This is a genomic window from Psychrobacter sp. ANT206 (assembly GCF_056880555.1).
This window is the reverse complement of the sequence record NZ_CP096271.1, coordinates 412,093-437,088: the sequence shown is the minus strand read 5'-3', so window position 1 is coordinate 437,088 and position 24,996 is coordinate 412,093. Positions and strand designations below refer to the sequence as shown.

The 24,996-nt window shown below is 43.7% G+C and carries 18 protein-coding genes; 8 read left to right on the top strand and 10 right to left on the bottom strand.

The genetic code is table 11. The features are described 5' to 3' along the window. Positions 1–11: 11 nt before the first annotated feature. Positions 12–524, bottom strand: a complete 513-nt coding sequence (coaD, locus tag M0221_RS01830) for a pantetheine-phosphate adenylyltransferase (RefSeq protein WP_020442709.1) — start codon at positions 522–524, stop codon at positions 12–14. 254 nt (positions 525–778) lie between these two features. Here coaD and smpB point away from each other — a divergent pair, with 254 nt between their 5' ends. Next, a complete protein-coding gene (smpB, locus tag M0221_RS01825) occupies positions 779–1,255 on the top strand; it encodes an SsrA-binding protein SmpB (RefSeq protein ID WP_011512728.1) in 477 nt (158 codons plus the stop codon). Positions 1,256–1,359: 104 nt separating this feature from the next. On the opposite strand, the gene rarD is transcribed toward smpB, so the two are convergent. Further along, on the bottom strand, positions 1,360–2,370 hold the full coding sequence (rarD, locus tag M0221_RS01820; RefSeq protein WP_483284191.1) for an EamA family transporter RarD: 1,011 nt from the start codon (positions 2,368–2,370) through the stop codon (positions 1,360–1,362). 254 nt (positions 2,371–2,624) lie between these two features. Here rarD and M0221_RS01815 point away from each other — a divergent pair, with 254 nt between their 5' ends. From M0221_RS01815 to M0221_RS01800, 4 genes are all read left to right on the top strand, one after another. Further along, complete coding sequence (locus tag M0221_RS01815; RefSeq protein ID WP_263240801.1) at positions 2,625–3,092, top strand: Lrp/AsnC family transcriptional regulator; 468 nt, start codon at positions 2,625–2,627, stop codon at positions 3,090–3,092. A 191-nt stretch (positions 3,093–3,283) separates the two neighbouring features. Beyond that, on the top strand, positions 3,284–5,731 hold the full coding sequence (locus M0221_RS01810; RefSeq protein WP_263240802.1) for a YgiQ family radical SAM protein: 2,448 nt from the start codon (positions 3,284–3,286) through the stop codon (positions 5,729–5,731). A gap of 334 nt (positions 5,732–6,065) precedes the next feature. Then, the gene (locus M0221_RS01805; RefSeq protein ID WP_011512724.1) at positions 6,066–6,476 is read left to right on the top strand and encodes a hypothetical protein; all 411 of its coding nucleotides are present in this window, start codon (positions 6,066–6,068) and stop codon (positions 6,474–6,476) included. 273 nt (positions 6,477–6,749) lie between these two features. Continuing rightward, entirely contained in the window at positions 6,750–7,280 is a 531-nt protein-coding gene (locus tag M0221_RS01800) for a hypothetical protein (RefSeq protein ID WP_483284190.1), read from the top strand. A 100-nt stretch (positions 7,281–7,380) separates the two neighbouring features. Here the strand turns inward: M0221_RS01800 and M0221_RS01795 are convergent, their stop codons facing one another. The 4 genes from M0221_RS01795 to M0221_RS01780 all read right to left on the bottom strand — a co-directional run bounded on the left by M0221_RS01795 (position 7,381) and on the right by M0221_RS01780 (position 17,071). Then, a complete protein-coding gene (locus M0221_RS01795) occupies positions 7,381–9,645 on the bottom strand; it encodes a tetratricopeptide repeat protein (RefSeq protein WP_483284189.1) in 2,265 nt (754 codons plus the stop codon). A 3-nt stretch (positions 9,646–9,648) separates the two neighbouring features. Continuing rightward, positions 9,649–11,724, bottom strand: a complete 2,076-nt coding sequence (ligA, locus tag M0221_RS01790; RefSeq protein ID WP_483284188.1) for an NAD-dependent DNA ligase LigA — start codon at positions 11,722–11,724, stop codon at positions 9,649–9,651. Positions 11,725–11,903: 179 nt separating this feature from the next. Beyond that, complete coding sequence (locus M0221_RS01785; protein ID WP_149408849.1) at positions 11,904–12,926, bottom strand: cell division protein ZipA; 1,023 nt, start codon at positions 12,924–12,926, stop codon at positions 11,904–11,906. A gap of 188 nt (positions 12,927–13,114) precedes the next feature. Then, positions 13,115–17,071 carry an AAA family ATPase gene (locus M0221_RS01780; protein WP_263240810.1) on the bottom strand — a complete coding sequence of 1,319 codons (3,957 nt, stop codon included), beginning with the start codon at positions 17,069–17,071 and terminating at the stop codon, positions 13,115–13,117. A 139-nt stretch (positions 17,072–17,210) separates the two neighbouring features. On the opposite strand from M0221_RS01780, the gene M0221_RS01775 reads away from it, so the two are divergent. Continuing rightward, entirely contained in the window at positions 17,211–17,510 is a 300-nt protein-coding gene (locus tag M0221_RS01775) for a DUF4298 domain-containing protein (protein ID WP_201530833.1), read from the top strand. Between the two features lie 3 nt (positions 17,511–17,513). Here M0221_RS01775 and M0221_RS01770 read toward each other — a convergent pair whose 3' ends face one another. After that, a complete protein-coding gene (locus M0221_RS01770; RefSeq protein ID WP_263242515.1) occupies positions 17,514–18,317 on the bottom strand; it encodes a sulfite exporter TauE/SafE family protein in 804 nt (267 codons plus the stop codon). A 213-nt stretch (positions 18,318–18,530) separates the two neighbouring features. Here M0221_RS01770 and M0221_RS01765 point away from each other — a divergent pair, with 213 nt between their 5' ends. Both M0221_RS01765 and M0221_RS01760 read left to right on the top strand, forming a co-directional pair. Further along, entirely contained in the window at positions 18,531–19,493 is a 963-nt protein-coding gene (locus tag M0221_RS01765; RefSeq protein ID WP_483284187.1) for a biotin--[acetyl-CoA-carboxylase] ligase, read from the top strand. 37 nt (positions 19,494–19,530) lie between these two features. Then, positions 19,531–20,259 (top strand): pantothenate kinase, encoded by a 729-nt coding sequence (locus M0221_RS01760; protein WP_483284186.1) that lies wholly within the window; start codon positions 19,531–19,533, stop codon positions 20,257–20,259. 231 nt (positions 20,260–20,490) lie between these two features. Here the strand turns inward: M0221_RS01760 and M0221_RS01755 are convergent, their stop codons facing one another. The 3 genes from M0221_RS01755 to M0221_RS01745 form a co-directional block, all read right to left on the bottom strand. After that, positions 20,491–21,678 carry an isovaleryl-CoA dehydrogenase gene (locus M0221_RS01755; protein ID WP_483284185.1) on the bottom strand — a complete coding sequence of 396 codons (1,188 nt, stop codon included), beginning with the start codon at positions 21,676–21,678 and terminating at the stop codon, positions 20,491–20,493. Positions 21,679–21,874: 196 nt separating this feature from the next. Further along, the gene (locus tag M0221_RS01750; protein WP_483284184.1) at positions 21,875–22,795 is read right to left on the bottom strand and encodes a hydroxymethylglutaryl-CoA lyase; all 921 of its coding nucleotides are present in this window, start codon (positions 22,793–22,795) and stop codon (positions 21,875–21,877) included. A 17-nt stretch (positions 22,796–22,812) separates the two neighbouring features. Continuing rightward, positions 22,813–24,924, bottom strand: a complete 2,112-nt coding sequence (locus tag M0221_RS01745) for an acetyl/propionyl/methylcrotonyl-CoA carboxylase subunit alpha (RefSeq protein WP_483284183.1) — start codon at positions 24,922–24,924, stop codon at positions 22,813–22,815. Positions 24,925–24,996 lie beyond the last annotated feature (72 nt).

The window sequence follows — 24,996 nt, the reverse complement described above, 5'->3', positions numbered from 1 at the left end:
AGATACGCGACCTATTTATTACCGAGCTTTTGAATAAAAGCTTCAGAGACACAAGGCGGCACAAATTTTGTCACGTCACCGCCGAGCTTAGCAATTTCGCGAATCATGGTCGACGAGATGAATGAGTAATTCTGCGAAGGCGTCAAAAATACGGCCTCAAAATTTTCATCAAGCTCACGGTTCATATTGGCGAGTTGAAACTCATATTCAAAATCTGACATCGCACGCAAACCACGCAAGACAGCAGTGGCATTTTTTTCACGCATAAAATCGACTAGCAAGCCCTCAAAGCCTATAACGGATACCTGCGGCAAATCAACAAATACGGTCTCGACCAAAGCCACACGCTCTTCAAAGTTAAATAACGGCTTTTTATGGTGACCAGATGCCACTGCAATCACCACCTCGTCAAATAATTTGGTCGCGCGCGTCACTAAGTCCACATGACCATTGGTAATGGGATCAAAGGTGCCAGGGTATAGAATCTTGGTATGCAATTTTGAAGAAGTAGCAGAAGAGCTCATAGCAGGACCAATGTGGTTGGTGATAAAATAATAAGCTATATGCTAGCAAATTTTATCCAAACTTAATACTTATCTGCTACATTTGTCCTAACAGCGCGGCTACATTTGCAGCGGAAGCTTTGTTACAATAGCCAGTTCGACTCATCTGTTTAGCATTTATAAAAAATAACCCGCATTTAAGGGTTAGGATGAGGAATTAGTAAGACTAGAAATATAGGGACAAGATATATTTAAGCAGTCCTTATGGAGACATTATGTCAAAAAAATCAAAAAAACCGGAAAATCAAATTTGTGCCAATAAAAAGGCTCGTCATGAGTACTTTATTGAAGAGACATTTGAGGCAGGTCTGTCGTTACAAGGTTGGGAAGTTAAAGCCATTCGTGCAGGCAAAATGACCATTACGGAAGCTTATATTATTTTTCGTAATAATGAGGCATTCCTATTTGGCGCGCATATTCAGCCGCTGCTATCTAGCTCGACGCATGTCAGCCCTGATAGTATCCGTACCCGTAAGCTGCTGCTTAATCGCCGCGAAATCGAAAAGCTAATGGGTGCAGTCAACCAAAAAGGCTATGCCTGCGTGCCATTATCCTGCTATTGGAAAAACTCGCTGGTAAAATGTCAAATTGGCTTGGCACTGGGTAAAAAACAGCATGACAAACGTAAAACGCTTAAAGACCGTGATTGGGAACGTGATAAGCAGCGTGGTTTTAAGAAGGATTTAGATTAAAGCCCTCTTTCAAAAGTTTGGGGTTAATCTTAAAAAAACGGACGATTCAGCATAATGTTGAATCGTCCTTTTTTATTTATTCGATTACTCTTATTGATTAATTTTCACATAACTGTTGCAATTTCTGTCGTTTGCGATTGTTGATGGGCGCGGCGTAATTGACGTACACCATGCGCAATCAGACAAGCTATCCCGACCCAAATCAAACCATAACTGTAGATCATCGCTGATTCAAAAGGATTGCCCAAAACGGTTATTGCTAAGATAAATAGTAATGCTGGCTCCAAATAACTCATCATGCCATAAACGTTCATTGGTAGCATTTGACTGGCATCGACGTTGGTTTTCATGGCCAGCACGCTCATAACACCGAGTCCTACCAGCATCGCAATAAAGAACCCAGAGCCGCTGACTAAGCTTAAACTACTTGGGGCAATAAAAAATAAGTACGCCAAAGCAAATGGTGCGAATATGGTTAAATCAACCAACAGCCCAGTAACTGCGCCAATACCTTGCAAACGGCGCAAAATATAATAAACAGGATAAGTACCGCACACCCATAGCGTTGCCCACGAGACGCTTTGCGTACGTACAATCTCACTGCCTACTCCAACTGCGGCAAAAGCAACCGCCAACCATTGTAAGCGACTTAGTTTTTCACCGAACAATACGCATCCAAACACCACCATCATCAATGGAAATAGGAAATAACCCATCGCGGTCTGTACGCCCTGCCCATTGACGGGTGCCCACATAAACAGCCAAAACTGACTTAAGAATATCGGTGTAGGCAATAATAACCACGCCCATTGTTTAACAGAGCCTAATGCTTTGATTTTATCCATATGCAAACCTAAGCGCCCGCTGATAAGCAGATATCCTATCAGTGTGGCCCACATCGCTAGCATCCGCCAGATAAACACTTGTGTCCCTGATAACGGTGCTAAAAAACTGCTATAAGCATATAGCACGCCAAACAATACGTTGGATAAGACTGCTAGCGCTACACCCATCATTAAAGTGCGCTGCTGCACGCTGCCTTTCGTCCACATTGCTGGCATCGGGAAACGTGACAAAGTCGACGCTACAGTATTGGTTAGGGTTGAAGTAGACATAAAGCACCTTTATTTGCATGAGCAGCGAAAACACTATTTGATAGAGATTATTATCGTTTTCTAATATATAAAGCTTAGTTTATAGCCAGTGGTTGCGAAAAAATCTCTATATTTATCTTAATGTGAATATATTTATCTTATAGTTACCTATATTACTAATAATTTATTACTTTATGATTTATAGTGACAATACTTCTATAGTAAGTGAATTGTAATCATCCTCTGTTAATGTCTCTACCTTAAAGCGAAACCCTATGAATCAGCCACTAGATAAGATCGACAAGTCCATTTTGAATTTGATGCAAGATGATGCGACATTGCCTTTAAAAACCCTTGCAGAACATGTCAATGTGTCTATCGCTACGGCTCAACGTCGTGTGCAAGCGCTGATAGACAATGGGGTGATCACTAAGCAAGTCGCTATAGTAGACCCTCATAAGGTTGGTTATAGCTTGACGGCGGTGGTGATGGTAGAGATGGAGCGCTCCAATAACTCTATGCAGCATCGATTTGAGCGTTTGATGAATGCCCAGTCGCAAGTGATGAGCTGTTATGAAGTATCTGGCGATGCTGACTTTATGCTTATGGTGAGTGCTAAAAATATGAAGGATTATCATCAGTTCACTCGCAATTTACTCACTTACGAAAATAATGTACGTAATTTTAAGAGTCAGTTTGTGATGAACTTTACTAAGAGTGGTACGAAGATTTATTTAGATTGATAGCTGCTTTTTGCCTAATTGCTATCCATAGATTACTCTGCGCTATCAATAACTTATCGCTAATACGTTTATTACATCATGAACGTTATTCATGTTAAAATGAGCGCCTTTAAATTAGCCATCAACTACCGTTATCTATAATGGCTATTATATATATGCATTTTTTCTGATTTTCTGATTAAGGTTATCCCATGTCTGCCGATACCATCGCCCGCACCGCCTTTAAACAAGGCACCAAACCCCTTTACGACTACGACAAACATTGGGCAAGCTGCTACGAGCCTGCGCCTTATTTGCCGATGAGCCGCAAAGAGATGGATGAGCTTGGCTGGGATGCCTGTGACGTCATCATTATCTCGGGCGATGCTTATGTCGATCACCCAAGCTTTGGTATGGCGATTATCGGGCGCTTACTAGAATCACAAGGTTTCCGCGTCGGTATCATTGCTCAGCCAGATTGGAAGAGTAAAGATGCCTTTATGGAACTTGGCAAACCTGTCTACGCTTATGGCGTGACGGCGGGCAACATGGACAGCATGATTAACCGTTATACGGCTGATCGTAAGATCCGTAGTGATGACGCTTATTCGCCGGGTAACGTCGCGGACAAACGTCCTGATCGCGCCGCCATCGTATATAGCCAGCGCTGCCGTGAAGCCTATCCTGATGTGCCGATTATCTTAGGCGGTATCGAAGGCAGCCTGCGCCGTATTGCGCATTATGATTATTGGTCAGATAAAGTACGCCGTAGTATTTTGCTTGATGCCCGTGCTGATGTTTTATTGTATGGTAATGCTGAGCGCGCCATCGTCGATGTGGTACATGGTCTATCAAAAGGCTATAGCTTTGAGCAAATGAGCAATTTGCGCGGTACAGCTTACTTGCTCACGCCGACGCGCCGTCATTGGCAAGCAGGCATGACCGAAGTTGCTAGTAATGATGTCGATACCGTTGGTCGTGTTGATCCGATTATCAACCCGTATGTGATGACTGAAGATCTTGACCAATGCTCAATCGAACAAGATAAGCCTAGCGCCTCTCCTGTTGGACAATCAATGTCAGGAATGTCAGGGCAATATCCAGGATTCGTGTCTGAACCAGTGACCAATAAAATATTGAATACTGACCAAGTCGATGAAGAGACGCAAGTTGTACAAATGCGTGGCTTTACTAAACCGATGACAGCACGTAAGCATAAAATTAAAATGCCACCGCGTGAGAAAACCGTCATTCGCTTGCCTGATTATGAGCATGTCAAATCTGACCCTGTGCTTTATGCTCATGCTAGCCGTATCTTGCATCTTGAGACTAATCCGGGTAATGCACGCGCATTGGTACAGCGTCATAGCAGTGGCGCCGGTAACTCACATACCTCTATCGATGTGTGGCTCAATCCGCCACCGATTCCTTTATCGACGGAAGAAATGGATTACGTGTTTGACTTGCCATACGCTCGCCTGCCGCATCCAAGTTATGGCGATGCGCGTATCCCTGCTTATGACATGATTAAGTTTTCGGTCAACATTATGCGTGGGTGTTTTGGCGGTTGTACTTTTTGCTCTATCACCGAGCACGAAGGACGCATTATCCAAAATCGCTCAGAAGAATCTATCCTACGTGAAGTCGAAGCGATTCGTGATACTGCTCCGAACTTTACCGGTGTTATCTCTGATCTTGGTGGTCCAACGGCCAATATGTATCGTCTAAACTGTAAAGATGAAACTATTGAGAAGAATTGCCGTAAACCGTCTTGCGTTTATCCTGATATTTGTGAAAACCTGATTACCGATCACAGCAATTTGACTCAATTGTACCGTAAAGCGCGCGACATTAAAGGCGTGAAAAAAATCCTTATTGCCTCTGGTCTACGTTATGATTTGGCAATTAAAGATCCTGAATATGTCAAAGAATTGGTCAGTCATCATGTCGGTGGTTATCTAAAAATTGCCCCTGAACATTCAGAAGAAAACGTTTTATCGAAAATGATGAAACCGGGCATGGGTAATTATGACAAATTCAAAGCCATGTTTGAGCAATACAGCCAAGAAGCGGGCAAAGAGCAGTATTTGATTCCTTACTTTATCGCCGCCCATCCGGGTACCAAAGATGAAGATATGATGAATCTTGCGCTATGGCTAAAAGGCAATGGCTACCGCGCTGACCAAGTACAGGCGTTTTACCCAAGCCCAATGGCTACCGCGACCACCATGTATCACACGCATAAAGACCCACTGCATAAAATCAGCCGTGACGAAGGTGATATGGATATCGTCAAATCAGGTAAGCAGCGCAAATTGCACAAAGCTTTCTTACGCTATCATGATCCAAAAAACTGGGTAATGCTGCGTAAAGCCCTGCAAGATATGGGGCGCGGTGATTTGATTGGTAAAAATCGCGGCTGCTTAATCCCGCCATTTAATGCCAGCTTAGAAGGTCGTGATGCGGCGCAAGACAGCTATCAATCAGCGCGTAAGAAAAACAGCCGTCTGGGTAATGACTCGGTGAAACGTAGCAATAAAACAGCTGACAGCTGGTCAAATAAAGGTACTTCGAGCAAAACTACTGGCGGCAAAAAGAATGTGAGTAAAGGCAACTTCCAAACTCAGCATACCGGTCTACCACCACGTAAAACCAAGTAATCAAATCATCAATGATCGGCTGTTATACAGTGGATCAATAATATCTATTGGCTAATGCCTAATTAGATAAGCGCCTATCAGCCACACGTTGATAGGCGCTTTTTTATTTGATCTTGAAATTGATTATGCTGCTTGCTGAAAGTAAGCAAATCAGAAATTCATTAAGCATCCTTAAATCAATCGTTACAGTAATCAGTGTCTAAGTAACCAAGTGAACACGTAACAAACAATTTCTAACATTCTATAAAGTGAGTTTTCGATACTATATGCGCTATATGCTTAACGCATAGTTAATAACAAATACACGATGATTTTTATATTTTTGGAGAATGCTATGAATACCCTAACCAAACTTGCTACCGCTCTACCTGCGCTTGCCCTACTAAGTGCATGTGCGACTACCGCTCCTACTACGCCAAATACACCTGCTTCAGAAAGCGTGACTGACGCCGCTTATGACCGTATGGCACCAGCACCTTATACCTGTACTGATGGCAGCAAAATCTTGGCAAAGCAGTCAATCAATAAGAAGCAAGTAATGCTAAACGCTACCTTACCTAAAGTAAACTGGGCAAACCAGCCAATTATCTTGAATGGCGCTGTTCAAGGCGATACAGCAAGCTATGTGAATGAGTCAAATCCAGAAGTGGTCTATGCATGGCACATGAAAGACGACAAAGGTATCTTCGCTATGAAATGGGCAAATGGTAAAGAATACCAAGTAAACTGCCAAGTAGGTAGATAGTTATTTCGGTTTAATCATTCATTTATAATGATAAATGTATAATTATTAGACTGAGCATTACTATAAACAGTCATCGAAAGATGGCTGTTTTTTTGTGCCTCCTCTGTTAAACGGTTTATAGAAAACTCGTCTTCTTATCTGACTTGCTAGAATAAGAAATCGCTAGAGTGAAAAGAACCCTTTTTTGCATTTCGCTAGAGAAGCGCATAGAAAGCTGTCAAAATAGCGCCTCTATCAAAACATCTCATGACTTATCATAAAGAGGATACCTCGATGCCAAAGCGTCTTATAACCATGCTCATCATTACGACTGCCAGTATGTGGGCGCTGTCAGGCTGCGATAATAGTAATGATACTACTGTTAAAAAAGCTGATACATCGGTATCTACGACGGATTCATCGGCAGCAACTACGATAGATTGGTCAGTTATAGATAGCGGTGAAAAGCCCGCTGATCTTGCTAACTACAAGTATCCATTTGCGCTCGATAGCCAAAATGTCCGCGATTATGCAGAGTACTTCAAAGTGGATAATGGTACTGCTCAGCATAATCTGACCATAAGTATGGCAAGTAACGAGGCACTATCTAAAGCGTTGGATCAGCTCAGTGAAAGCTATGTCTCGCATGAATTGACCGATGATAAAGAAATGAAGCTGATCATTCATACTACGCCGGATGTCGCTGCCAGCAGCTATGATTATGTATTGGCAGGGGATTTTGCAAAAGGGTTGGTGTTACCTATCGTTATTCAGCCAGATGGTAAGAAAAGTGATGTAAAAGGGCATGGAGAGGTGGTGGAGTAGAAAACTGAAATATAATGTGGATGAAGACCCATGGAGAAATAAATGGTCATAGAACGTGAGTCAACATCCATACTATTTATGATTTTTCGCGTTTAGGCAATTATCGAAATACATTTCCTGATACTTCAACTGGCACATCAATATCTTTCAAAAGGTGATCGAAGTATCGTTTGTGGTGCAGCGCAGCAGGAGCTATATAAATTTTATCAAGATGGTCTTTAACGCTAGGTTCATACTCAACATATAGAAAACTACCATATTCCATTGTCACTTCAGGCCTATCAATCGAAGTGATATAAATCATCCTACACTCTTGCTCCTCACGAAATGCTGAATGTTTGACAAGATACTTCAAAGGCAAAAGTATTTCTTCAGCAAATTCATTCATTTCTTTAGCTTTAGAAGCACCTAAACTCGCTTCTACATTATCAATTTTCTTCTCTACTTCCTTGTAAATAACCTTAAGTTTGTCATAAGCTTCTTTGAAGTTATCAGTTATTTCACCTATATATTTTTGATAGAGCTCCCATTCGTATTCAGCTTGACACTGCCAAGTACCATCTTTAAGTATTATTTTATCACCAAACTCTCTGAAAAATGTTAAACGGTTACGTTGTGCTAAATGGAAGTAGTCTGAAGTTGGGTCTAAATATACACACCTCATAACGGAGCGTTTAACTATTTCTTCATTTTTGTTTTTAGAACTTTGAATCTTTACATTTTCTAGCTTTGCACTATCTATATTTAAAAGACTTGCAGTCTCATTCGATGGACTCTCAAGCGATAAATAAGAAATACCTCCTATGAGACTCTTAGGCTGGAAAAAATCTTTATGGAAAACTAAGCTCATTCCAGAAGCTTCTTTGTTATCTTGCTTACCATAGAGTCTAAACTGATTTAGACTGTCATGGTTAAAAGTAAAACAGCTAATGAAGGCATGAAAGTTCTTATCAAAATCCAATGGAACAAAGACGTTATCATTTATACCTTTTAACTTTTTAATAAGCAGTTGACCTTCACTAGGATCATTGACGTTGTTAATTGTGTTCAGCCTAAATAGGCTTGGGGAGTCACTTCTTTTATCATTCCCTATTAAAAGATTAGATGTATATGTTGAAGTATAATGAGCAATTTTTCTTTCAAATGGTTTTTCTTCATCAGCATACTTCTTAAAATCTAAGGTTAGTATTTTAACTATATTTAATACTGCGTTTAAAAAATCAATTGATATCAGACCAAAATTTTCTGTTTCTGGTGAATTCAATATTTTGCAGATTTTAATATGACATCGCGCTTCGTATGGAAATACCTCTCTTGCTAGCTCAAAATATTCTTCAGCAGAGGTATAATCTTTGAGACTATTATCTCTAATTAGTATTTCACCTATAGCATATTGCGCTTTACCATATGCTATAGGACTATAGTCATATTCAATGTTTCGAAATGCTTTTAAAGCTCCATCTAGATCATAACCTTTCAATAAATCACCAATATTAAATTGTGCTTTGACATAAGCTTCAATATCATCCGATATTTTAATAAGCTGTAGTGTTGAAACTGCTGCTTGATAATATGTGACTTCTATTAGAAAAATTGCAATTTTAAATTGTGCCTTGGCATATGCTTCTAAATTGTCTGAACGTTTAACGTTACACCATGCTAGTAGTGCACTTTGATAATCTCCCTGTTCTGTCAAAATACTTCCAATTTTCAATTGAGCCTTAGCATAAGCTTCCGGATTATCCTTTTTTTCAATATTATGCCAAGATAATAGAGCACCTTTAACATCACTACTTTCTAATAAGTTACTTCCGATATTAAATTGAGCTCGAGCATATAATTTTGGGTTATCCAAACGGCTTATATTATTCCAAGCTAACAATGCTTCTTTTGTGTTTAACTTCTCTGATAAACAAATACCGATATTAAACTGGGCTTGAGCATATTGTTGGGAGTCATCCGAATGAGTGATATTACCCCATACTAGTAAAGCTTCTTCAATGTCATTTTTTTCGAATAACACAAAACCAATTTGAGCCTGAGCTGCAGCATATATTTCTGGGCTATCATAATGATTAATAGCTCTCCAAATACTCAATGCAGACTCTATATCACCATTGCTCTCTATTATTTCACCAATATGGTATTGAGCAACTGCATATAATTTAGGGCTGTGTGAGTGTTGAATATTAGAAAAAGTGTCTAAGGCTTCTTCAATATTTCCAATTTTTATGAATGTTGCTCCAAGATTGAACTGTGCCTGTGCAAAAAACTTATTTCCATGCTTCTCAGGCGTAATCCTCTGCAATTCTTTAATTTCTTGCCGAGTTTCTTCGTCCAAACCTTCCATGTCTTCAATATTCATACTCTACTCCCCAACCAACACCAAAAACTCTTCTTCACCCACTACTTTAACGCCCAGTTTTTCAGCTTTTGCCATTTTTGAGCCAGTCTTATCACCTGCCAGTAACGCCGTGGTTTTTGCAGAGATGCTACCAGATACTTTGGCACCAAGCGCTTGCAGTTTGGCTTTGGCTTCATCGCGTGCCATGCTATCAAGCGCGCCAGTAATCACCCATGTTTGACCATCGAGCGGCAATCCTTCTGACGCGACCTGCTCAACCTTATCCCAATGCACGCCAGCTTCTCGTAATGCCATTATGACTTCGATATTATGCGGTGCGCGGAAGAATTTATAAGTAAGTTCAGCGGTAATAGCACCCACATCTGGCGTGAGTAGCAGTTTTTCGATACTGGCAGACATTAAGGCATCAAGATCGCCAAATTGTTGAGCGAGGTTTTGCGCCGTCGTCTCACCGACACCGCGAATACCCAGCGCATAGATAAAGCGTGCGAGCGTCGTCTGCTTACTGGCTTCGATAGCGCTGAGGATATTTTGAACAGATTTTTCGCCCAGTTTCTCAAGCGTAATCAGCTCCTCTTGATGATTGTGCAACTGATAGATATCGGCAACGGTCTTGACCAAACCGTGCTCAAAAAAGCTAATCAGCCAACTTGCGCCTAAGCCATCGATATCCATCGCCCGACGCGAGACAAAGTGAATGAGCGCCTCGACCTGCTGCGCGGGACAAAATAGCCCACCGGTGCAACGCGCCAATGCTTCATCTTTGGGCAGCACCACTGGCGAGTCGCATACTGGGCAAGTCGATGGCAACTTAACGGGTTCAGAGTTTTCTGGACGCTGATCTGTCCAAACGCGGGTGACTTTAGGTATCACATCCCCTGCACGATGGACGCTGACCATATCGCCTGCACGCACATCCAATCGCTGAATCTCACCAAAGTTATGCAAGGTAACATTACTGACGGTGACGCCGCCGACTTTCACGGGTTCTAATTTACCAACTGGTGTAATCGCGCCAGTGCGTCCGACTTGCCACTCGATAGTATGCAAGCGTGTCATGACGGTTTCAGCAGGGAATTTATAAGCAGTTGCCCAGCGCGGCTCACGCGATAAAAAACCAAGCTGTTGCTGCAACGCCAAGCTATTGACCTTAATCACCATGCCATCAATCTCGAACGGCAGCTCGCCACGTGTCTCTTTTACCGATTCATAATAGGCTTGAGCCTCACGTGGATTTTGCACTACTTCCACCGCACTGACGGTAAAGCCAATGGTTTTTAGCCAAGCAAGCGCTGCCGATTGGGTTTTGATATGCTCAGGTAACCCTTGATTGACTGAATAACAGTAAAATGCGAGCGGACGGCTAGCAGCAATGGCGGGATCTAGCTGACGTAAACTCCCAGCAGCAGCATTGCGTGGATTGGCAAAAGTCTTTTCTTCTTTTTCGGCTGCTAAGCGATTGAGGCGCTCAAATCCCGCCTTGGGCATGAGCACTTCACCGCGCACTTCTAACAGCGGAATATCAGTGGCATCAGCAAGCCAAAGCGGCAAGTTACGAATGGTTTTGGCATTTTGGGCAATATCCTCGCCCGTTTGACCGTCGCCGCGCGTGACCGCTTGAGTAAATTTACCGTAGACATATTTGAGTGATACCGCCAAACCATCCAGCTTTAGCTCCATCTCATACTCTGGGCTTTGCTGAGCGACGCTTAAGCGGTCATTAACGCGGCGCATAAAATCACGCAAATCATCATATTCAAAAACGTTACCAAGCGATAGCATAGGGATATCGTGGGTCACTTGCGTAAATGCCGATAGCGGCATATCGCCGACTTGATTGATTGGGCTGTCTGGCTGTACCAAATCGGGATATTGTTCTTCAAACTCCAATAAAGAGCGACGCAACTGATCGTATTCGCTGTCTTCTAAGATGGGATTGTCGAGCACATAATAGGCATAATTGTGCTGCTTGAGGGCATCAATAAACGTGCGCATTTGAGCCACGATAGCATCTTCGTTTGCTGCAGATTTTGCAGTATTGATGTCTTTAGAGGTAAGCGGTGCGATAGGGTCAGTCATAGTCGGCGTCTTTTTTTTGCAATTCAAGATGTCGATATGATAACAAGTTTGCAAGATACTCGGATAAACTTTTAATGAAAATGAATGGCTAGGAAAAGTAAAAAGGCAAACAACGTTATCGCTATTTGCCTTTTTTAGTACTGATACTATTTATCGATTTTAATCAACTTTGGTAGCGATCAACCTTCATAATCGCGCACTTGGTTGCGTAGCTGTTGCTTGTATTCAGGCGTGATTGGGTCGTTCTCTTCATCTAGCATCACAGCGTCCAAATCGCTTGCCATCATATAAGCGATGCTCATCATACTGTCGAAACTGCGCAGCGCTTGAGGATGCGGCAACGATAAGAAGACCACCACGCCGTTATAGTTATTGGTCGCCACGCTATGCGGATCAAAAGGCGCGATACCACTATCGGTGATGCCCATCATACTAAACCATAGCATACCGGTGCCGTCTTTTTGCTCATAGCGATGGAACATATTCATCGCGCCATAACGCAGACCATATTTATCGATCAATGCCAATAAATCACGACCGCGAATCAACGCTGCTGGACGGTCACGATATTGGTGCGGCAAGATGGTGATATTGATATTGTCTTTGGCATTGATAAGTGGTGCATTTTGCGTATCATCGACTGGCTCTGATAAATGCTGATCAAGTATCGGGCTATTATCATTGAAACTTGGCTCTTCTGCCGTATCAATAGATGGCATCAGGCTGTCGGTTGCCGATACCAAGCTTGAAAACGCATCAGGCTCTTGTTCGATATTCATTTGCTCAGCAGCAGAGGTAAATTCGCTATTATCGTTATGCTGCTCTGCCTGCCAGCGCGCATAATCTTCATCATTTACTTGGCTATAGCTATCGTTTACATCGCTACTGACATTATCGTATCCAGACATCAACTGTACATCGTCTTGCTGACGCGCTTGGCTCAAAGGTGCATCTTCAACGACTGCATTCAGATAACTGCGGTCAGGCGTGATACTGGTTTCGCCAGCGATCGTGTCGTCTAAATCTGGCTGATCGACGATATTGCGCTCATGACGCGGTATGATAGGAATACCGTTTTTATCATAATTGACCGCGGCAGCTTCTGCATTTTTGCGACGCTTAAAGCTACGCATGACCATAATTAGCCCGGCAAGCACAATCAATGCAGCAATGGCGATCAATATAAACTGAATAGCGGTCATGAGAAATAATCCTAATCTACGACAAAAGAGAATACATAAGAGGGAATAAATGGCAATAGTCTAGCATGGCTAATTAACATCGTCACCATATAGTCATTGTTTACCGTGAGGCTGACACACTTGCGTGACCTTCTGCCCTGACCCCTAACTATACCACTGACAATCGCTGTCAGTTATCACTATTTTTGCTATTCAGCAATATAAAGTGCTGCTTCATCGAGCGATACGCTGACCAAGGTAGAAATCCCTGCGCTTGGCATGGTAACACCTTTTAATTCATCAGCAATTTGCATGGTTAATTTATTATGGCTAATAAAGATAAACTGCAAATCGTCTGCTAATTCATGAATGAGACTGGTAAAACGAGCGACATTAGCATCATCAAGCGGCGCATCAACCTCATCAAGCACGCAAAATGGTGCAGGATGCTGCTTAAATATCGCAAAAATTAAGCTCAGCGCGGTCAGGGTTTTTTCACCGCCTGATAACACGGCTAATCGACTATTACGCTTACCTTTTGGCTGTGCCATCAAAGTCAGCCCTGCCCGCCACTGTTCTGATTTTGGCGCATTAGCAGGCATATCCTCAGTATTTAGCGTTAAGCTTGCTTGCCCGCCGCCAAAAACCTTGGCAAATAAGTTAGCAAGCTCATTATTGACCGCATCAAGTGTCTGCATAAATAGTGTCTTGGTCGTCTCGTCAATAGAGGCAATCGCTTCGGTCAACGTCTGCATACTGGCAGCAATGTCCGCTGTCTGCTGCGCCAGTGGCTCTAAACGTTCATTAACCTCAGCCAATTCTGCCACCGCGGCGAGATTAACTGCGCCAATTTTGCTTAATTGCTGCTCAAGCTTATTACGCTCAGATTCTAATTCTACGATTTTGTCTGGACGCACACGGCGATCATGAGCGATAAAGTCTGCCAATAAGTTTGAGACACTCATCACTTGTTGCTGATGCTGTGGCTGCTGAGATATATCCGACTGCGCTTTATATTTATGACTCGCATTAGAGTACACATCTAGCGCTTCTTGCGTATGGCTGCTAGCATCCTCTAACCTCGCCACGCTTAGTGCCAACTCGGTCGAGTGATGGGCAAGCGCGCTTTGCTGAGTTTGCAATTTATGTTGCAGGGTATCTAGCTCGACCTGCTGCTGATTATACTCTTGCTTAAGCGCCGTTAATGCTGTCTCGCGCCCTGTTAATAACGTCTGCTGCTCATCACGCGCCGTTTGCACTGTTTGCAGGGTTGCTTGCAGTTCTGGCAGCTTATTTTGCTGCTGTTCATAATTTGCCTGTAAAATTTTCTCGCTTTGCAGTGACTTATCGTGTTGCTCGGTCGCACGCGCAAGGCTGCTTACGCCATGCTCTAAACGCATCTCGCTCTGCTGGATACGCAGCTGCAATGCTTGCCACTCATCATCGTCTGCCTGACGGGTGCGACTTAACTCACTACGCTCAGCTTGTAATTGCTGCGTTGTTGCTCGAGCATCGGTGATTTGTGGCGTTAGCGCCGCTATTGCGCTTTGGATGTCCTGTAGCTCATTATTAAGCGTTTGTTGTTCTTGCTTAAGCTCTTGCCGCTCTTGCTCAAGGGCTATTTTATCAGTGCTTAAGCGTTGGCTGTCCGCTTGTAGACGCTCAGCATTAGCGCGTTGAGTAGTGAGCTGTTGCTGATATTTATGCTGGTCACGGGTCAATTGCTCAGCTTGCGCACGGGTTTCTTCTAAGCTGACCGTTAGTGCATCATAGTTACGCTGATTATTAGTAATAGCCTTTTGCTGATTTTGGATTTTGGCTTCAAACTCATCAATCAGATCTTCTAACACTTGCAGACGGCTGCGCTGCTGTAAACGCTGAGTTAAAAATTGACTATTGCTATCGTTTTGACCATTTTGAGTGCCAGCAAACTTACTTAGATTAATCGTCCCCTGACGACTGATAAGCCAGCCATCAGACGTTAGCAAAATGGCTGATGATGGCAATGCTTTTAAAATCTCAGCAAGCACTTCTAACGTTTGCTTATTATTTGTCTCAGGTTGCGCAATATATAAATAGCATTGCTGCCAAAGCGCTAAGTTCGGCGCGCTAATCAGCTCTGATAGAGGTAGTACTTTATCACTTAGAGTATCTGGCAATTTACTGATAAATGGTTTTGTATTTGCCTCATTTTGCTTTGTAGATAACCATAAGCTGTGACTAGTTTCTACTAGTGACTTCTCTTTCGTACTACTATGCGCATTTTGCGCAGTCCGATAAGTAAATAAAGCTGTTAAGTCTTGCTTAAGCGCTTGCCATAAGCTGTGTGGTTTCTCAGAATCATCGCTCGCGTTATCAATGCTTGGCTGCATGGTTTGATTGCAAACCAATACATGACTATCCAACCACAACGCCAATACGCTATCGAGTAATTGCGCATGTTGTTTGCCTTTCTCGCTTAGCTCAATCTGCTCGCGCAAGGTTGATATGGCCGGCTCTTTATAATCGCTGACTATTTCGGTTCCTAAATCGCCTTTAACATCAGCAGTTTTTGCATGAACAAGCGGTTGCGATTTTGGAATAGGTTTAGGATGCAATATCTGGTGTAGGGTATCGTACTCACTTGCCAATACGGCATGACGTTTTTCATATTCACTCAACTCGCGCTGCTGCATGTTTAAACGCTGTTGTAAATCATGCGCTTGCGGTTGTAGCTCTGACAGACGTTCATCAACGCTATCTTGTTGACGCTCAATCTGTTGCAGCTGTTTATTTAGCTCAGTCACTTGCGTATCTAATGTGTGCTGTAAATTGTTCGCATCAGTCGGCTCTTGCTCGTCAGCACTATTATTTAGAGATACAGACTGTTGTAATTGCTGCCAGAGATTTTGCCAATTTTGCTGGCGGCGCTGCCACTTATCATGATTTTTCTGCTGCCGTTTTTGTGCTTGGCTATTAATCGCTTGCTGCTGCTCAAGAGTACGCGCAGTATCTTGCAGGCGTGACAGCTGATTTTGCGCGTCATGGTAGGCGCGCTGCAACGGTTGCTCGTTGCGTTTATGCGCTTCACGTTTATTCGTTAATTCAATGAGCTTCGGACGCAATAATTCTAGCACCTTCTGCTGCTCAGCTTCATCAGATTTTAAGCGCTCAATCTCATCGACTAATTGCTGACGCTGCTGCTCTAAACTGGCAAGTTGCTGCTCAATGGTGGTCAGCTGTGACTTTGCATCACTGAGCTGGTGCTCTGCTTGTTGATAGCTTAGCTGCTGTTGATAATGGTTGCTTTGGGCATCGTCTTTGAGCCATTGCTCCTGATTGATATATGTCGCAAGCTTATCTTGTTTGGCTTTTAGAGTCTCATAGTCGGCTTGTAAGGTTGCAACCTCAGTGGCACTACGCTCATGAGCGATTTTCTGCTGCTGCTGATTATGTTTGGCTTGATATAATTGTTGAATGGCAAGTTGTTGTTTAATATCAGCAAGCGTTAACGCCAGCTCTTCATAACGCTCAGCACTGGCGGCTTGCTTAGACAAGCGTTTTTGTTGGCTAATAAGCTCGCTTTGCATATCATGCAGACGTGCCAAATTATCTTTAGTTTTCTCTAACTTCTTTTGCGTCTCTTCACGGCGCGCTTGATAGCGCGAAACCCCTGCCGCTTCTTCGATAAACTCACGCAGTTGCATGGGGCTAGACTCAACAATACGCCCAATCATACCCTGCTCGATGACGGCATAACTGCGCGCGCCAAGACCCGTGCCCAAGAATACATCGACCACATCACGACGACGACAGCGCGTGCCATTGATAAAATAATCTGAGCGACCTTCCTTATTTACCTGACGACGAACGGACAGCTCTTGATACAGATTAAACTCATGGCGAATACCGTTTTGCTCATCTTGCGTATGCTCAAAAGTCAGCTCGACACTAGCGACACTTTTGGCGGCTTTATCTTGCGTACCGGCAAAGATGACATCACTCATCGCGCCGCCACGCAGCTGCTTGGCAGAGGTTTCACCCAGCACCCAGCGAATGGCATCAATGACGTTGGATTTGCCGCAGCCGTTTGGCCCGACAATGGCAGTAATACCACGACGAAAGGTAAAAGTCGTAGGATTGGCAAAGGATTTAAAGCCTGCCAGCTTGAGAGATTTTAGACGCATGAATAATCAGTAAACTTAGCAAAAACAGGCGGCTATTCTACCTCAAATTGTGCTAAATTTTTAGGGTTTATGAGGGACGCTATAATAGGGCTTAAAATCAACATCATTAATTTAAACACTAAAAATCAAGAGAATTAAAATGACTAACTATAATCCGCAAGAATTGCAGCAAAAATATGAGCAATGGTGCGAACTATACCGCCAGCAGCTCAAAGCGCAACAGCAGTTTTTGCAAGCTGAAGCATTGCTAAACGAGTTGAAAGATTACTATCTTAATCCACAATGGATGGCGGATCGTGAAGCAGATCTGCCAATTGAGCACTCAGGTAAAGAGCACTCTATCTTTAGTGAAGATGCGCTATGGAGTATGCTCAGCGACCATGACGAGCTGGCAAGAAAATGGATGCGTTTAGGGCTAGATGCGATTGATAGGAAGTAAAACCTAAATTACCCCGATCCCACTTAACAATAACTGTCCACCCGCAAATAACAATAATATGCCAAAGGCACGCTTAAGCGTGAGCGCAGGTAATACATGGGCAAGTTTGGCACCGACCTTTGCCATCGCAAAGCTAGCAACGGAAATACATAAGAATCCTGTGATATGGACAAAGCCTATCGTACCTTCGGGCATATTAACCACATCTTGACCAAACCATGCAAACCCTGCTGCACCAGCCAATGCAATAGGTAAACCACAAGCGGCAGACGTACCGACCGATTGCTTCATCGGTAGCCCTGCCCAGTTTAAAAATGGCACGGTCAAGCTACCGCCGCCAATACCAAAGATAGAGGACGCCATACCAATGCCCGTACCGGCGCTAAACTGTACACCAGTAGATGGCAACGGCTTACCGAGCTGCTCCTTATTGGATAAAAAGAGCATTTTTAGCGCGACCAGTAATGCACCAATACCGATGATAGCTTGTAACACTTTACCATCAATCATGTCCGCAATACCGGCACCAACTAGACTACCGATGATCAAGCCCAGTGCCATCTTGCGCCATACTTCCCAACGTACCCCGCCGCGCTTATTATGCGCAGTTAATGAGCTGATCGAAGTCACAACGATGGTAGCCAAGGAAGTGCCAATCGCCAAATGAGTGACCACTTCAGAAGGAAAATTATAAGCCGCAAAAATCCAGACCAATGCTGGTACGATAATCATACCGCCACCGACGCCAAACAAGCCTGCGCTGACGCCAGCAAACGCCCCTGCAATCACAAACCATACATATAACATCATCGAATCAGCCTTTTATCCTGCTTCTTTTTACTAGATTACTTTATCTTTTCAGCACTTACTTATCATACGCTTAATTGCATTTGCCAAATCGTATACTGACCTTTATCCTATCTACTCTGTATTGACTATTTGTGACCATCGCTCAGTATATCAAAAATTTCCCTTGCCACATTTATCACATTTGCTCTATTAACCACAGCGGAAAAACGTATGCTGCCACTCGACTCTTTATCTGACTGCGACTCTAAGTCACATCTGCTTACTCATTTGCCAGAGCTTAACCATCGGCACCTATTTAGCAGCGTCTCAACCAACAGTGAGCTCATCGCAGCAGTACAGGATGGCACGCTCAATGCCCATGAGATGCATCTACTGACTGCCGAAACCCAAAGCGCAGGTCGTGGACAACATGGGCGCTCGTGGCAATCACCACGTGGCAATGTTTATCTGTCGTTATATTATCCAGTACATATGCCGATTAGCGGTTTATTGTCGTTAATAATCGGTATTGATCTGGTAAAAATGCCTGTTATTCAAACATTAAATGCACAACTAGCTAACCAAGGTTTAACACCTATAGGGGTAAAATGGGCGAATGACTTGGGATTTTATCAGTCTCTCTCTGAAGCAGATGAAGCCGTATCAGGCACGAAAATTATTCAATTTAGCAAACTTGCTGGTATATTAATTGAGCCGGTTACCCAAGCGGGCAAATTGGTCGGCGTGGTGATGGGAGTTGGTCTTAATGTACAAGCAACTCCCAAGCTTACTGCCCAAACCTGCGAAGGTATGAGCTACCAAGCCATTAGCTTACAAGATATCGAGCAGCTGCTAGCGCCAGATAAACCAGCAAGTACGCTGCCAAGTCTACGAGAGCTTTATCAACAAATGAGCAAAGCACTAATGGCAGCAATGACACGCTTTGAGCATTTAGGGTTAGAAAAACCAACTGGTCAAACCTATAATTTAGACAGCTTTTTGCAGCAATTTGACTCAATGGATGCACTAGCAGGACGGCACTTACGTATTAGCCAAGAGCACAACGGTCAAACAGAGATACTAACTGGCTATGCTTGCGGTATTGATACACATGGATGTTTGCAATTACGCCAAGATAACGGTAATATTTCTGCGCTTTTTACCGGACGCATCGACGTTATTGATAACGCTTAAAGCATTTACTGAATGCGCTCTATCTAAAGGGAATTTTATGCTCTGGCTTGATCTCGGCAACACCCGCCTTAAATACTGGCTGACTGATGATATCGGACAGATAGTCTCACATGATGCCAAGCAACATTTGCAAGCACCTGCCGAATTACTCATGGGTTTGACCGACCGCTTTGAGCGTTATGCCCCTGACTTTATCGGTATCTCATCGGTGCTCGGCGATGATCTTAATGTCAAAGTTTCAGAAACGCTCAGTCGCCTTAATATCCCGTTTGAATTTGTCCATGTCGATGCCAATTATCCACTTATGAAAAGCGCTTATAATGATGAGCAGCTTGGCTGTGACCGTTGGCTACAAATGCTCGGCGCGGTGGATAGAACCAAACGTCAATGTGTGATAGGTTGTGGTACAGCAGTGACGATTGATTTGATTGACCATGCTGAGCATTTGGGCGGTTACATTTTCCCGAGTATTTACCTGCAACGCGAGTCGCTATTTTCTGGTACCAAGCAAATCACCATTTCTAACGGTACTTTTGATAGTGTTAGCCAAGGTCTCACCACGCAAGATGCGGTACATCGCGGGATACTACTATCTATCGTCGGTGCTATTAACGAGATTAGCACACGTCATCCCAACTTTGAAGTGATCATGACTGGCGGTGATGCAGCTATTATCGCCCAACACGTCAACCGCCCAGTGCGCCTGCGTGACGATTTATTATTAAATGGTCTTGCGCGCTATTTTGATCATAGTAAACAGGCATGATGACTGAAAAAATTTTATGAGCTAGAAATTAAAAAAGCAGGACGCTTAAAACGTCCTGCTTTTTTATGTCTATTTGATTTGAGATCAATACAGAGTGCTAAAGGGATGAGCTATTCGCAGACTCTGTCACGCCTGCGAACAGCACGCAAGAAAAATTTAGCTCATTAGCACGAGGATATTAATGTATCGATTTTATTTTGAACTTAATATCTAATGAACACTCAATAATTCTTACTTAGTCTCGTTAAACAATTCACGACCAACCAGCATACGGCGAATCTCACTGGTACCCGCGCCAATCTCATATAGCTTGGCATCACGCCAGTAACGACCTAGTGGATACTCGTTGGTATAGCCATTACCACCAAAGATTTGAATACCCTCGCCTGCCATCCAAGTGGCTTTTTCGGCACACCATAAAATCACACTGGCACAGTCTTTACGCACTTCTCGACTATGACCGGCACCGCGTTGATCTAACATGTCCAAATTCTTGCCAACGGTGTATAAGAAGCTACGACCTGCTTGCAGGATGGTATACATGTCTGCAACTTTACCTTGGATAAGCTGGAACTCTCCGATGGCTTGTCCAAACTGCTTACGATCATGAATATAAGGCACGACATTGTCCATCACGGCTTGCATGATACCGATAGGACCTGCGGCTAATACCGCGCGCTCATAATCAAGACCGCTCATTAAAACTTTAACGCCTTCGTTTAAGCCGCCTAAGATATTCTCTTTAGGTACTTCAACATTATTAAAGGTCATTTCACCAGTATGACTACCGCGCATACCTAGTTTGTCGAGCTTTTGCGCCGTGCCAAAGCCTTCCATGCCTTTTTCAACGATAAAAGCCGTCATGCCTTTAGCGCCTAATTCTGGATTGGTCTTAGCATAAACCACCATCACGTCAGCATCAGGACCATTGGTAATCCACATTTTGCTACCGTTTAAAATGTAGCTGCTATCTTTTTCTTCGGCTTTTAGCTTCATACTAACGACATCTGACCCCGCACCAGTTTCACTCATTGCCAATGCACCGATGAATTCGCCACTGATGAGCTTAGGCAGATATTTTTGCTTTTGTTCCTCTGAACCATTACGTTTGAGCTGATTGATACACAGATTGGAATGTGCACCATAGCTCAGTGCTACAGAGGCAGAGGCACGGCTAATCTCTTCCATCGCGACCATATGTGCGACGTAGCCCATGTTGGAGCCGCCGTACTCTTCAGGAACAGTGATGCCATGTAGACCAATATCACCCATCTTTTGCCATAAATCCATTGGGAACTCATCGCTACTGTCAATCTCGGCAGCACGTGGGGCAATTTCATTAGCCGCAAACTGTTGCACCATGTCACGTAAGGCGTCGATATCTTCGCCAAGCTGAAAATTCAATCCAGGTAAACTCATAGCCATTCCTTGTATTTTGATGTTTAATTTTTTACTAGCGCTGTGTCAATTTAAAAATAGATGATATAGCTTGGACAAATTTTCCTCGCTTGCTGTGCAACTTCGTCACTCCAGAGGCTTCAAAAAATTTGTCCCAGCCATAAACCTATCTATCTATTCATTTAGCTTATGACTAACTATATTCTTAATGAAATTATTAAGACTGACGTTTGTTAATTAAAGCACGTGCCACGTTTGACCCATTAGGACGACCTAAAAACTCACTGATACGCTCACCTGCCACGACCAATTTATCCAAATCAATACCAGTACTGATACCCATACCATGCAGCATATAAACCACATCTTCAGTCGCGACATTGCCCGTTGCGCCTTTGGCATAAGGACAACCACCAAGTCCAGCGACGGAGGTATCAAATTCACTGACACCCATTTGTAAGGCAGCCAAGGTATTACCTAACGCTTGACCATAAGTATCATGAAAATGTCCTGACAACATGCTGATATCAGCATATTCAAGTGCAGCCTGTAGCGCCCGCTGTACCTTGAGCGGCGTACCAACACCAATCGTATCAGCAATGCCAATCTGCTCAGCACCAATCTCGACCAAACGCTTGGTTACATACGCCACTTTACTTGGGTCAATGTCACCTTCATAAGGGCAACCTACCGTACAAGAGATGACGCCTCGTACTTTGATCCCTTGCGCTTTAGCCGCGGCAGCCACTGGTGCAAAACGCTCAATACTCTCATCAATACTACAATTAATGTTTTTTTGGCTAAAGGTTTCACTTGCTGAGCCAAAAATGACGATTTCATCAGGACGATGCACGATAGCATTTTCAAAACCACGCATGTTCGGCACCAACACCGAATAGCTCACATCACTGTGACGTGTCGCTGCAAGTGCCTCTAACAGCGTGCTATTGTCGCCCATTTGCGGTACCCATTTAGGCGATACAAAGCTAGAAGCCTCAAGCTTTTTAACCCCTGCGGCAATCAAATCGTTGATAAGCCTTTGCTTAACCGCAGTCGGTACCGTCATTGATTCATTTTGTAGCCCATCACGTGGGCTAACATCAACGATGGTGACGTGTTTTGGGTACGAGATACTCATACAGATTGTCCTTTTTACTAATTCTCTTCGCTATCAATACGCAGCAGCTCATCACCATCAGCAACCAAGTCACCTGCGGCGAATAATAATTCTACAACCACGCCATCTGTCGGTGCCGTAATAGTATGTTCGATTTTCATCGCTTCAATGACAGCCAATGGCTCGCCTTTTTTCACCGTATCACCGACTGCAACTTTGAAGGCCACGACTTGCCCTGGCATTGGCGACTTTAAGCTACCGACCGCCGCATTCTCTTCGCCGACGTGCGCCATGATATCAACAAGGGTGATTTCATCACGCCCGTTATCAGTAAAGACATAAACGGTCTCATGGTTTGTCCAGCTTTGGGCGTTGATACGAGCACCATCTAACCATAGAGTATGATTGTGTGCGTCAATACTGCTATAGCTGACTTGACCTTCATAGACAGTTTCTATCTGGGCAGCTACATTAGCGTTGCTGTTATCTTGAGTGTTCGCAACTTCTTTCCTAATAACTAGCGTAAAGCTACTGAGGTTATCGCTGCCCTTTTTGTTATCTGAACAACTTGCATTGTGCCAGTTGCTAATAAGAGCTTTATAAGATTGCTCATTATAAACTAAGCTAAACGAGCGCGTATAATCGCTAAAGGCACGGAAACCCGTAGGCTTGCTAAAAGGATCTGACCCTTGCGTTGTCGCTTCATTGGCAAGCTGCTGCGCAATAGCAGTAACCGCAAGTATCGATAACTCAAGCGGATGCTGATCAAACAGCTGCTCACGCTCACGCTCAATCAGCGCAGTATCAAGATTGGCTTGGCTGAATGATTCCGTATTAAGAATATAGCGCAAAAATGCGACGTTATTTGGCAGACCGACGATGCGCGTTTGGGCTAGTGCACGATTAAGCTTAGCTAACGCTTGCTCGCGAGTAGGCGCATGAACGATAAGCTTTGCAATCATAGAGTCGTAGAATGGGCTAATCACATCACCTTCGCGTACACCGTCATCGATACGTACATCCGTGCTGTTCTTATTAATGATGAAAGTACTATGCTCAGGCTTTTGATAAGTGAATAAAGTACCTGTGGCTGGCAGAAACCCATTATCAGGATTTTCAGCACAAATACGTGCTTCAATCGCATGACCGTTGATAGTCAGCTCTGCCTGTTTTTTCGGCAATGGCAAACCTGCCGCGACCAATAGCTGCCATTCGACCAAGTCGACGCCAGAGATAGCTTCACTGACCGGATGTTCAACCTGCAGACGGGTATTCATTTCCATAAAATAAAAATTCATTGAGCCTTCGCGCTGCTCAACGATGAACTCAACCGTACCTGCACCAAAATAATTGACCGCACGTGCAGCTTCAATTGCCGCTGTTCCCATTGCTTCACGCATCGCTGCATCAACACCCGGTGCCGGCGCTTCTTCCAATACCTTTTGATGGCGACGTTGTACCGAGCAATCACGCTCAAACAGATGCACATAGTTGCCATGCGTATCACCGAATACTTGGATTTCTATATGGCGAGGTTTCAATGCGTATTTTTCGACCAATACTTGATCGTTACCGAAACTGGTAATCGCTTCACGGCGACAAGATTCTAATAAATCAATAAAGTCACTGGACTGCTCAACGATACGCATACCTTTACCACCACCACCAGCACTGGCTTTAATCAGTACAGGATAGCCAATGCTATCGGCTTGCTGCTGCAAAAATTGCGCATCTTGATTTTCACCATGGTAGCCGGGTATTAGTGGCACGCCAGCCGCTTCCATCAAACGTTTGGACTCAGATTTTCCGCCCATGGCACGGATAGCGTCAGCTGATGGTCCGATAAAGACCAAGCCTGCATCTTGACAAGCTTGAGCAAAATCCGCGTTTTCACTTAAAAATCCATAACCTGGGTGAATCGCTTGTGCGCCAGTCTCTTTGGCAATGGCAATGATAGCATCGCCTTTCAGGTAGCTATCTTTAGGAGCCGAACCACCCAAATAGACAGCTTCATCGCAGACAGCCACATGCTTAGCCTCACGGTCGGCATCGGAATAAACCGCAACGGTACTTACACCCAAACGCTTGGCAGTCGCGGCAACTCGGCAAGCGATTTCACCACGGTTGGCGATCAAAATTTTAGAAAACATAACTATCCCTGTATCTTGTCGTTTTATCGTTGATAAATAATCAAACGGTAGGATGATATTCACGTATAACTG

What these genes read in the sequence shown, in the direction of transcription:
- coaD (WP_020442709.1), bottom strand. Translation starts at nt 524, where the DNA reads ATGAGCTCTTCTGCTACTTCTTCAAAATTGCATACCAAGATTCTATAC.
- smpB (WP_011512728.1), top strand. Translation starts at nt 779, where the DNA reads ATGTCAAAAAAATCAAAAAAACCGGAAAATCAAATTTGTGCCAATAAA.
- rarD (WP_483284191.1), bottom strand. Translation starts at nt 2,370, where the DNA reads ATGTCTACTTCAACCCTAACCAATACTGTAGCGTCGACTTTGTCACGT.
- M0221_RS01815 (WP_263240801.1), top strand. Translation starts at nt 2,625, where the DNA reads ATGAATCAGCCACTAGATAAGATCGACAAGTCCATTTTGAATTTGATG.
- M0221_RS01810 (WP_263240802.1), top strand. Translation starts at nt 3,284, where the DNA reads ATGTCTGCCGATACCATCGCCCGCACCGCCTTTAAACAAGGCACCAAA.
- M0221_RS01805 (WP_011512724.1), top strand. Translation starts at nt 6,066, where the DNA reads ATGAATACCCTAACCAAACTTGCTACCGCTCTACCTGCGCTTGCCCTA.
- M0221_RS01800 (WP_483284190.1), top strand. Translation starts at nt 6,750, where the DNA reads ATGCCAAAGCGTCTTATAACCATGCTCATCATTACGACTGCCAGTATG.
- M0221_RS01795 (WP_483284189.1), bottom strand. Translation starts at nt 9,645, where the DNA reads ATGAATATTGAAGACATGGAAGGTTTGGACGAAGAAACTCGGCAAGAA.
- ligA (WP_483284188.1), bottom strand. Translation starts at nt 11,724, where the DNA reads ATGACTGACCCTATCGCACCGCTTACCTCTAAAGACATCAATACTGCA.
- M0221_RS01785 (WP_149408849.1), bottom strand. Translation starts at nt 12,926, where the DNA reads ATGACCGCTATTCAGTTTATATTGATCGCCATTGCTGCATTGATTGTG.
- M0221_RS01780 (WP_263240810.1), bottom strand. Translation starts at nt 17,071, where the DNA reads ATGCGTCTAAAATCTCTCAAGCTGGCAGGCTTTAAATCCTTTGCCAAT.
- M0221_RS01775 (WP_201530833.1), top strand. Translation starts at nt 17,211, where the DNA reads ATGACTAACTATAATCCGCAAGAATTGCAGCAAAAATATGAGCAATGG.
- M0221_RS01770 (WP_263242515.1), bottom strand. Translation starts at nt 18,317, where the DNA reads ATGTTATATGTATGGTTTGTGATTGCAGGGGCGTTTGCTGGCGTCAGC.
- M0221_RS01765 (WP_483284187.1), top strand. Translation starts at nt 18,531, where the DNA reads ATGCTGCCACTCGACTCTTTATCTGACTGCGACTCTAAGTCACATCTG.
- M0221_RS01760 (WP_483284186.1), top strand. Translation starts at nt 19,531, where the DNA reads ATGCTCTGGCTTGATCTCGGCAACACCCGCCTTAAATACTGGCTGACT.
- M0221_RS01755 (WP_483284185.1), bottom strand. Translation starts at nt 21,678, where the DNA reads ATGAGTTTACCTGGATTGAATTTTCAGCTTGGCGAAGATATCGACGCC.
- M0221_RS01750 (WP_483284184.1), bottom strand. Translation starts at nt 22,795, where the DNA reads ATGAGTATCTCGTACCCAAAACACGTCACCATCGTTGATGTTAGCCCA.
- M0221_RS01745 (WP_483284183.1), bottom strand. Translation starts at nt 24,924, where the DNA reads ATGTTTTCTAAAATTTTGATCGCCAACCGTGGTGAAATCGCTTGCCGA.